Annotated in this window: 11 protein-coding genes; 5 read left to right on the plus strand and 6 right to left on the minus strand. The window is 40.9% G+C overall.

The genetic code is table 11. The annotated features are described in order from the left end of the window. Positions 1-122 precede the first annotated feature (122 nt). From JJE29_08340 to JJE29_08360, 5 genes are all read right to left on the minus strand, one after another. Positions 123-365 carry an NfeD family protein gene (locus JJE29_08340; protein ID MBK5252622.1) on the minus strand — a complete coding sequence of 81 codons (243 nt, stop codon included), beginning with the start codon at positions 363-365 and terminating at the stop codon, positions 123-125. A 360-nt stretch (positions 366-725) separates the two neighbouring features. Then, complete coding sequence (locus JJE29_08345) at positions 726-2003, minus strand: MFS transporter (GenBank protein ID MBK5252623.1); 1278 nt, start codon at positions 2001-2003, stop codon at positions 726-728. Positions 2004-2021: 18 nt separating this feature from the next. Beyond that, complete coding sequence (locus JJE29_08350; protein MBK5252624.1) at positions 2022-3392, minus strand: HAMP domain-containing histidine kinase; 1371 nt, start codon at positions 3390-3392, stop codon at positions 2022-2024. Beyond that, on the minus strand, positions 3389-4096 hold the full coding sequence (locus JJE29_08355) for a response regulator transcription factor (protein ID MBK5252625.1): 708 nt from the start codon (positions 4094-4096) through the stop codon (positions 3389-3391). The genes JJE29_08350 and JJE29_08355 overlap by 4 nt, the downstream gene beginning before the upstream one ends. A 101-nt stretch (positions 4097-4197) precedes the next feature. Next, entirely contained in the window at positions 4198-4428 is a 231-nt protein-coding gene (locus JJE29_08360) for a hypothetical protein (protein MBK5252626.1), read from the minus strand. A gap of 150 nt (positions 4429-4578) precedes the next feature. Here JJE29_08360 and JJE29_08365 point away from each other — a divergent pair, with 150 nt between their 5' ends. From JJE29_08365 to JJE29_08385, 5 genes are all read left to right on the plus strand, one after another. Continuing rightward, entirely contained in the window at positions 4579-4899 is a 321-nt protein-coding gene (locus JJE29_08365) for a winged helix-turn-helix transcriptional regulator (protein MBK5252627.1), read from the plus strand. A gap of 1 nt (position 4900) precedes the next feature. Next, complete coding sequence (locus JJE29_08370) at positions 4901-5848, plus strand: permease (protein MBK5252628.1); 948 nt, start codon at positions 4901-4903, stop codon at positions 5846-5848. Between the two features lie 299 nt (positions 5849-6147). Further along, positions 6148-6375 carry a thioredoxin family protein gene (locus tag JJE29_08375; GenBank protein ID MBK5252629.1) on the plus strand — a complete coding sequence of 76 codons (228 nt, stop codon included), beginning with the start codon at positions 6148-6150 and terminating at the stop codon, positions 6373-6375. Between the two features lie 622 nt (positions 6376-6997). After that, positions 6998-7273, plus strand: coding sequence for a YkuS family protein (locus JJE29_08380; protein ID MBK5252630.1), 276 nt, complete (start codon positions 6998-7000; stop codon positions 7271-7273). 117 nt (positions 7274-7390) lie between these two features. Beyond that, the gene (locus tag JJE29_08385; protein ID MBK5252631.1) at positions 7391-7939 is read left to right on the plus strand and encodes a ribonuclease HI; all 549 of its coding nucleotides are present in this window, start codon (positions 7391-7393) and stop codon (positions 7937-7939) included. A gap of 304 nt (positions 7940-8243) precedes the next feature. On the opposite strand, the gene JJE29_08390 is transcribed toward JJE29_08385, so the two are convergent. Further along, a complete protein-coding gene (locus tag JJE29_08390; GenBank protein ID MBK5252632.1) occupies positions 8244-8759 on the minus strand; it encodes a Gx transporter family protein in 516 nt (171 codons plus the stop codon). Positions 8760-8856 lie beyond the last annotated feature (97 nt).

An 8856-nucleotide genomic window follows, 5' to 3' on the forward strand; every position in this document is an offset into this window, starting at 1 on the left:
AAATTTGTAAGACTAGAAGAAATAAGGAAATACAAAAAGGAAATAGTACACAACAAATAAAATCAATGAAAACTAGCCTGAAAATAACTGATTACAATAGTTACGGCTAGTTTTTTGTATTTTTAAGTTCTAAACTCAGGGATGCCCTCATGTCCGATTATTTCGGATACATTTGTCTTCTGAGCGCCTATCTTTAGATATTCCTTGGCAATCGGCCTTGTAAAATATAGCAATATGATTGAGACTGCAAAAAACACCGCCGTCTGCAAATAAAAGCCCAATCCTATCGCAGACGCCGCTATTGCTGCGACCGCTCCCAACGCAAACCATATTGTAGTCAGCCCAAATGTTATCGCCTCAATCACGGCAAATAGTACCGCCGCTCCAATCCAAAACCATATGTCCGTTATGAATCCAAAAATGACTCTCGCCTCCCTTTAAGTATATTTTGTTAATACCCCTTTGGATGGAAATCTACCTATGAACCGCTTATTTGCTTTTATGAATTGTTTTCTTCCTAAAAAAGCATACCATAGAAATAACTTCAAATATTTACGGAATGGTTTCAAAACACATACAACACATGTACCCCCTGTCTCGCTTTGATAGCTTAACCAACATATACAATTACCGCGCTGCGACATTTCATTCCTTCTCGTTGTATTCGATCTGAACGGATCTTGTTCAAAAGGCCGATGACCTAATGTATGCAGCAAAAAAAGAATTTAAGAGGCAAAGCGGTCTGACAAAAATCGATTCGAAAGAATAGAAATAACCCCTATAGCAATGAATAGCCAAGCGATTGAGAATTTATCGGCCAAAAGGCCGAAAACGGGAGCCAACACTATCATAAAAACCGATTTCAATTGACTGTCAACTGAAAGAGCTGCAGCTCTTTCAGTTTTTTTCATGTAATCCCCGGAAATATCAACAAAGAGAGGACGCCTGGCATCCTTCAATATGTATAGCATAAAGAACACTGCAATGGCAAGAAATCTTTGATCCGTCCATATAGCAATTGCAACAAGAAAAGCTCCAATACCCATCAGGTCGAAAAAAATATCCATCAGCCGCTTCGAATCGGCCAGACGATTTAGGAGATATACACCTCTTGATGCAAATGCGCTGAAAATGTAAAACACACCGTATGTTGCTCCTAGATAAACCTTCAATGTGTCGTCGCCGCCCATGATCGACATGTCCGCAACTATTCCCCCCAATAGAATAACCTCAAGGATGGGCTGTATGTAGTCCTTAACTGACTTGAATATGCCGTCATACAGCGAAGAGCTCAAAAGAACCTTTAGAAGCGGTCTGTTTCCTGTGATACTTCTAATCCTATCAAAACCGCTTGCAAAGAACGCCGAAAAACCTTTTCCCATCTCTTTCTTTCCGTCAAGGTAAGCAGGATATGTCCCTATAAGAATGAAATCCAGTACATATGGCAAAACACTAAGCAGAAATATCCAATTCATTGCCGGAATCTTCAATATGAAAACAATCGACAGAAAAGCCGATACTGCCGAACCCAAAAGCGAAAAGGATCTGGTCCTTCCATAGACATAGGTCTTATATTCAAACCAGCCCATGCGTTCAAGGTAGAAATATATCATGGCCTTGTGGGTTCCCGAACGAAAGGCCTCCCCAAGGCCGAAGAATAACATGGCCAAGCTTAAAACCGCAAATCCCCTTCCAATGAAAAACAGTCCAAATGAAATTATGTAAAATATGAAGCAAGCCATTAGCTCCTTCTTTTTTCCGTAGGCATCGGCGATTATTCCGGAAGGAACCTCAAAGATATAGGTTACCGTCTCCCGCAACGCGTAAAGTATTCCTATGGAAAAAAGGCTTAAATCAAGCGACAAGAGATAAATGACCAAATACGGTTCGAAGAATCTAAGATTCTTAAGAAACCCGTACAGACTGAATTTCCATATCATTTTGTCTTTTTTTATGGTTTTTTTTGTCTCAAGATTTATCGAGGTCATGATTGTTCCTTTCAAACGCTGCCTTCTACCTTCTTATTGATTGTCGAGGGGCAGATTTATGACAATCCTCGTCCATTTATTCTTTTGACTTTCCGCACGTATTTTCCCTCCATGGGCCTCGACAATCGCTTTTGCAACCGAAAGCCCAATTCCATAGCCCCCTGTCTCGCGACTCCTTGAATCATCGGATCTATACAGGTAATCAAATACTTTCTCAAGTTCATCTTCCTCAATTCCCAGACCCTCGTCGAAAATTTCAATTATAATCTCTTCATTGCGCTCTGAAATGCTCGTTTTGACAACTGTGCCTTCATATGCATATTTAATGGCGTTGGCGTAAAGATTATGCATGACTTGTTTGTATCTCTGCCTGTCGAGACGCACTAACACGGGCGTCTTTATGCTCAATTCAGAACCCAAATGTTTTTTTTCAAAAGACGGACCGACTGCCTCGATGACTTTTTGGGTTTCATCTCCAATGTTTACCACTTCGGTGCTTAATACCATTTCCTCTGTCCTAAGCCTGTTAATGTCTTCGATTCCAGCAACAAGAAAACCTAAGCGTTCCGTCTCTTCGTACAGGCTCTCCATCAGCGTATCGTCTGCTTTAATCAAGCCGTCGACAACTGCCTGTATCTGGGCCTCTAGATTGGCAATCGGGGTTCGTATCTCATGAGCCATGTCCGCTGCCATGCGTCGACGTATTTTTTCCTGACAGATCAAGGTTTCCTTTAAACTTTCAACGGCTCGGACCAACTGATTAATCTCCAAGATCTTTGATGCAGGGAGTTTTTTAAATTCAAAAGAACCTTCTGCCAATTTTTTTGCCATTTCGGTTGTCTGCGTTACGGGTCTTGCTATTTGTCTTGAAAGTTTTCGGCTAAGCAATGCTCCGATTATAAGCGCGATAAGAACCGAAAAGCTTCCAAGCCTCAAGATGGCGGATTTAAAGGTGATAGCCGCCGCAGACATGTTTGAGTGTCCGAAATATCCAATGACAAGAGTTCCGACTGTCGATCCTTCAGCTGTAAGAAGATAGCTTTCTTCGTTGTATTGCTTTTCCATAAATGACCTTCGCATCATCCCCTGCATATGATCTCTCATTTCATTCAAACCGTCCACGCGGTAAACCGTTTTTCCTTCACTGCTTAGGATTTCTACGTAATAGCCCTCGATTAAAGCATATCTCTCAACCCCGCTTCCTTCAATATAAATATTGTTGTCTATGTATACCATGGCCTGGTCGACCAATTCTTTTATACTTTCTATTCTTTTTCCGTGTTCCTCTTCCAGAAAATTGTCAAATTGGCGACCTACGCTAAAAGCGGTCAATGCCGCCGAAAGGGTCAGCGAAAGAACAACTACCGCCATGAAATATATCATCAGTTTTCTTGAAAGTTTCATTCTGCCGCCTCCCTTGAGACCTTGTATCCTATACCAAAAACGGTCTTTACGATTCGCGGCGAGGATGGGTCTTTTTCTATTTTTTTCCTCAGGTTCTTGATGTGTGCATCGACAGTCCGGTCATAGCCTTCATAATCGAATCCGAAGACCGATTCGAGCAGCTGCTCTCTGGTAAATATGCGATTCGGATGGGCGGTCATCAGATAAAGCAAATCGAATTCCTTTGGTGTAAGGGATATTTCGCTGCCCCGTATTCGAACGCTTCTCGAATTTTCATCTATTTCAAGCCCCGCCCATGCAAGAACAACCTTGACATCGCTCTTATCGGGATAAGTTCTCCTCAAAACGGCTCGCATCCTCTCCATAAGCTCCCTAGGGTTGAATGGTTTTGTGACATAATCGTCCGCCCCCAGCTTGAATCCGCCTATCTTCGATTCTACTGCCGATTTAGCTGTCAGCATGATTATTGGTATGCTTGAATTTTTGCGAATCTCCTCGGCAACGGTTTCTCCGCTCATTCCCGGCAGCATCAGATCAAGCAACAACAAATCGAAATGGCGGCTGTTAAATAGCCTCATTCCTTCTACTCCTCCACTTGCCCCTGTGAAAACATAGCCTTCCGCTTCCACATAAGCCTTTACAACCCCAAGGAGTTTCGCTTCATCTTCTATCATGAGTATATTAACGGTTTTTCCCTTTTCCATCGCGGATCGCCCCTTTTGCATGTCTCTATCATTATACCCCTGTCAACTCCTAATATCATTAAAAAAGGGGTGCCGCTTTATTCGGCATCCCTTTTTTAATATTATTTCTTGAGCAATTTCTTCTTTTTCAAATATTCTTCGTCTGAAATTTCACCCAAGGCGAATTTCTCATCGAGCAAATCCAGCGCCTTGTTGGAATTAACCGCAACTGCCGAGGCAGACGACTTCTTGACCACCCAGTAAATCAGTATTCCAATAAGAACTACTCCAAAAATCATCATCAAACCACCTCCATAAAAGCTATGTGGATAGTATCCGAAATATCTCATCATGAATATCCCCTCCTTTTGTCTATATAATAGTCTCCACATATGAAGATATTGTGAAGATTTAAAAAAACACAATTAAGGGGATTGACAAAAAATAGCCACGTTGTATAATTATATTAGAATATGCTAATATGATTATACGGAGGTGTTTTAATGACTGATACTTATTTCAACAAATCCGCCGGCATCTTCAAAGCGCTGGCACACCCAACACGGCTCAAGATTTTGCATATCCTTGAAAAGGAAGAGCTGTGTGTATGCACGATCTACGAGGCTCTTGATTTGGAACAGTCCAATGTCTCTCAACATCTTAAGGTGCTGCGGGACAAGGACATACTAAGAACACGCCGCGAAGGCCCAATGATAATGTACCGCATCAGCAGACCTGAAATACTCTCCATGCTTGGAGAATCGGAAAGCTTTCTCAAGGGAATTCTAAATGAAACCTTTGAGGAATTGAAAGGGGAAGACTAATTTGTTAGAGAAATTTTCGCATTACATCGTGGAAAATCTATTGAAGCTTGATTTATCCACTCGCATTGGCGACAGTGTCAACTTTTTCATTTACGACACACTTAAAATAATTTTGCTGCTTACCGTGATGATTTTCACCATTTCATTCGTACGGAGCTATTTCCCGCCGGAAAAAGTAAAAAACATACTTTCTAAATTCAACGGGTTCACAGCCCATTTCATGGCGTCAATTCTGGGTGTTCTTTCCCCTTTCTGATCGTGCTCTACAGTCCCTATATTCATAGGGTTCGTGGAATCGGGCATTCCACTGGGCGTCACTTTCACATTTTTAGTCACTTCGCCAATCGTCAATGAAATTGCACTCGGGTTTTTATTCATAAGTTTCGGACCCAAAATCGCGTTGCTTTACACTGGTGCCGGAATGACAATCGGAATTGTCGCAGGCATGGTGATACAAAAGCTGCATCTTGAGCATCTTGTAATGGAGTATGTGTATCAGATTCATTCAAGGAAGGTTGCCCTTGAAGATATGACATTCAAGGCCAGAATCATTTTTGCGGCTGATGCCGTAAAGGACATTGTTAAAAGGGTATGGATATACATCTTGATTGGAATTGGGCTTGGCGCTATGATTCACGGATACGCTCCCCAGGAATTTTTGGTTCGCTATGCGGGCCCGAACAATCCTTTCGCAGTGTTCCTTAGCGTTGTACTCGGAATACCGCTGTATTCAAATGCCGTGGGAACTATTCCCATAGTAGAGGCTCTTATTAACAAGGGTGTTGGTGTTGGAACGGCGCTTGCATTCATGATGTCTGTTGTTGCGCTTTCGCTTCCGGAGATGATTCTCCTAAAGCAGGTAATAAAGCCTAAGCTAATAGCAATATTTGTTGGAATAACGGGTACGGCAATAGTAATGGTTGGCTATTTGTTCAATTGGATTTTATAAGTAGGACGTAGAAAGTGGAAAGAAAAAGCGTTAAGAGAAAAAGGCAAAAACAGTAGAACATGCTAATGATAACAAAGACGGTTTGTGGCACCACACTATATTGCCGCATTTAGGTTGCAGTAAAAGAAAAAATAAAAGCAAATAGGTTGGTCAGTTGGAAAGTTGGTCAGAAAGTACAAAAGCAAGATCTAAGCCACAGGCAAAAATATCTTTTTGTATTAATCTTAAATCTTTTGCATTAATCTTTTTCTTTCTACTTTCCACTTTAAACTTGCTACTAAAAAAAGGAGGATTTATAAATGATTGTAAAGGTATTGGGAGGCGGTTGCAAAAACTGCGAAAAGCTTTATGCGAATGTAACGGAGGCCGCCGCTAACAAGGGCGTTTCCATAACGATAGAAAAGGTAACTGACTACAGGGAAATAGTATCCTACGGAGTCATGAAGACACCCGCGCTGGTTATTGATGAGGAAGTCAAGGTTTCGGGTAGGGTGGCACGCATATCTGAAATCGAGTCCCTCCTTTAAATTGACGAGAATGCTCAATTTCTTCGTTGCTTGGCGGAAAATATTTCGGTCACGTATTAAAATACGCTCCACTCAATGTTTTCCGCCAGCGCCTCGAACTGAAACATTCTCGTCAGTTTAATATGTCTTGAATATTCAATTCATGTATTTCAAAGCAAAATATTTCGCTGGAGTCTTTAATTATAAAAGTTAAAAATGGAAAGAAAAAGAGAAAACCAGTAAAACGTAATAAGTAGAAATGCGATTTCAGTGTTGCCAGCAAAAGACCGTTTCAGTCACGTATTAAAAATACGCTCCTGTAAACGGTCTTTTGCCGCGCCTCGAACTTATCGAATTCTCATTCGTCTAGTTGAAATGTGGAAAGTTGATAGTGAAACGGGGAAATTAAAAATAGGAGCAGTAGAACGGCGAGGATTCTTGATTGTGAAACATCGCGCAATGCTTCGCAATCAAGCTCCTTCGCTGCCATTTATCTTTTGTTTTTGCCTTAATCTTTTCCTACCATCTGACATCTGATACCTGTTTTTATCTTTCTTCATTCTACTTTTATGCATATATTGTAGGTTTTTTGGTATATATAGAATATATCCTACAAAAGGAAATAACATGGAGGTGTTTAATAATGAATAAAGTCTATACAATAGCAACACAGCCAGGAATGGATGAGGTCTCAAAATTTCTTATCGCCCAAGGCCATATAGTCTGCAAGGATGGAACTTGCGGAATCAAACCGGACATCACTCTCCTCAGTGGCATCGACATGGAATGGGAACAAATGAATGCAGACGAATGCCTTATTATTGACGATGAAAGCAACAAGAAGATGTTGCTTGTAAACATCACAGGTTTAAGCAATGAAGAAATTCTCGAAAAAATCAACACCAATTATTGTTTTTAATGTGTCTCCTCTTTGAAAAGACTGTGTATACAGTCTTTTCTTTTTTTTAACAAATCATAAGTACCGGGCGCTGTCTGGCAGGCGTAGTTTCTGTTATAATATTGTTGAGGTGATCTTTTGAAGACTGTAAATATTTACACGGACGGAGCCTGCTCCGGAAATCAGAACGACATAAATTTGGGTGGATGGGGCGCGGTTTTAGAATATGGCCCCCACTCAAAGAGTATTTTCGGTGGCGAAAAAAATACTACCAACAACCGTATGGAAATGATGGCTCTCATTGAAGCTCTTGATTCCCTCACGGAAAAAAAAATGGTCCTAAATATATTCTCCGACAGCGCCTATCTGATTGACTGCTTCAAGAAGAAATGGTACTTAAATTGGAAAAGCAACGGCTGGCAAACAAGTGGTAAAAAACCTGTGGAAAACAAGGATTTATGGGTTCGTCTTTTGTGTCAGGTAGAAAAATACCCCTTCATACGATTTCACCGCATAAAGGGGCATTTGAATCCCAATAAAAAAGAGCAATTGGACAAGTGGTATGAAAAATTTAAATTATGGAACGGAAACGATTTCTCCTACGAAACATATCTCCATGTAGTCGATATGAACAACGAGGCCGATGCATTGGCCAACAAGGGTGTAGATAGCCTTTCCGAATTATGATACGTGTCAATTTATACTGCAACATTGAAGCCGGCGCGGAATCAAATTTTTAGCTGTACCCTTCCTGCTGTTTTTCATGCTCTTTGTCTTTCAAAAAAATCTAAAATTCACAAACTCACTTCGTGTCGGGCTAAAGCCAAAGTGAATTTATTTCGATTTTATCTAATCCAAAGAAGAGAAAAATAAAGCATCGGGCAATGCTATAAAATTTGAGACCCTCACCGTCTATCAATAAATATCTTGAAAACGACAGGCATCTTAAAATGAAGGGACAGTATGAAATTCTTATACTTTATATACAACTCTACCGGCGTTTTGGGACGCCGGTTTTTTCCATTCCTACAACCATGTATTTTGACGCCAACCCTACGAATATGCCAGTACCCACCGCAGACACAATAAGCAACGGAAGGTAGAATACTATTTTAATGTTTTGTATTATGAGCGCCGCCATCATAAGCTGCCCCAGATTGTGAAAAACTGCCCCCATTACGCTTATGCCTATTATGCTTACGCGAGGCCTACCAAATCTGTACATGATATACATTGCCGCAAGGCTAAGAAGCCCTCCGGAAAGGCTGTATAAAAATCCCGAAACGGATCCTCCAACAAGCATCGTCATTATTGTCTTTAGAACAACTATTGAAAGCACTTCCTTGAATGAAAAGAAATACAAGGCCGTCAGGGTTATTATGTTCGCAAGCCCCAGCTTGGCACCGGGGATTCCGAAGTTTATGGGAATCATTCCCTCTATCACATGCAAAACCAAAGCCTGCGCCACAAGCAATGCTATGAAAACAAGTTTTTTCGTTCTTGTCATTAAACTTCTCATCCTTTACAATTTCTTGGAGATATCCTTTTAGAATTCTATTAGGCTATATCCCTGCTCTTTCAAAAATGCTTCGTGCTTCACAAGC

It is taken from the genome of Peptostreptococcaceae bacterium (genome assembly GCA_016649995.1).
Lineage (GTDB): Bacteria > Bacillota > Clostridia > Peptostreptococcales > BM714 > BM714.

Bases quoted from the DNA above. Each gene is read 5' to 3' on its own strand.
- JJE29_08350 (MBK5252624.1), bottom strand. From the start codon at position 3,392: ATGAAACTTTCAAGAAAACTGATGATATATTTCATGGCGGTAGTTGTT.
- JJE29_08355 (MBK5252625.1), bottom strand. From the start codon at position 4,096: ATGGAAAAGGGAAAAACCGTTAATATACTCATGATAGAAGATGAAGCG.
- JJE29_08360 (MBK5252626.1), bottom strand. From the start codon at position 4,428: ATGATGAGATATTTCGGATACTATCCACATAGCTTTTATGGAGGTGGT.
- JJE29_08365 (MBK5252627.1), top strand. From the start codon at position 4,579: ATGACTGATACTTATTTCAACAAATCCGCCGGCATCTTCAAAGCGCTG.
- JJE29_08375 (MBK5252629.1), top strand. From the start codon at position 6,148: ATGATTGTAAAGGTATTGGGAGGCGGTTGCAAAAACTGCGAAAAGCTT.
- JJE29_08380 (MBK5252630.1), top strand. From the start codon at position 6,998: ATGAATAAAGTCTATACAATAGCAACACAGCCAGGAATGGATGAGGTC.
- JJE29_08390 (MBK5252632.1), bottom strand. From the start codon at position 8,759: ATGACAAGAACGAAAAAACTTGTTTTCATAGCATTGCTTGTGGCGCAG.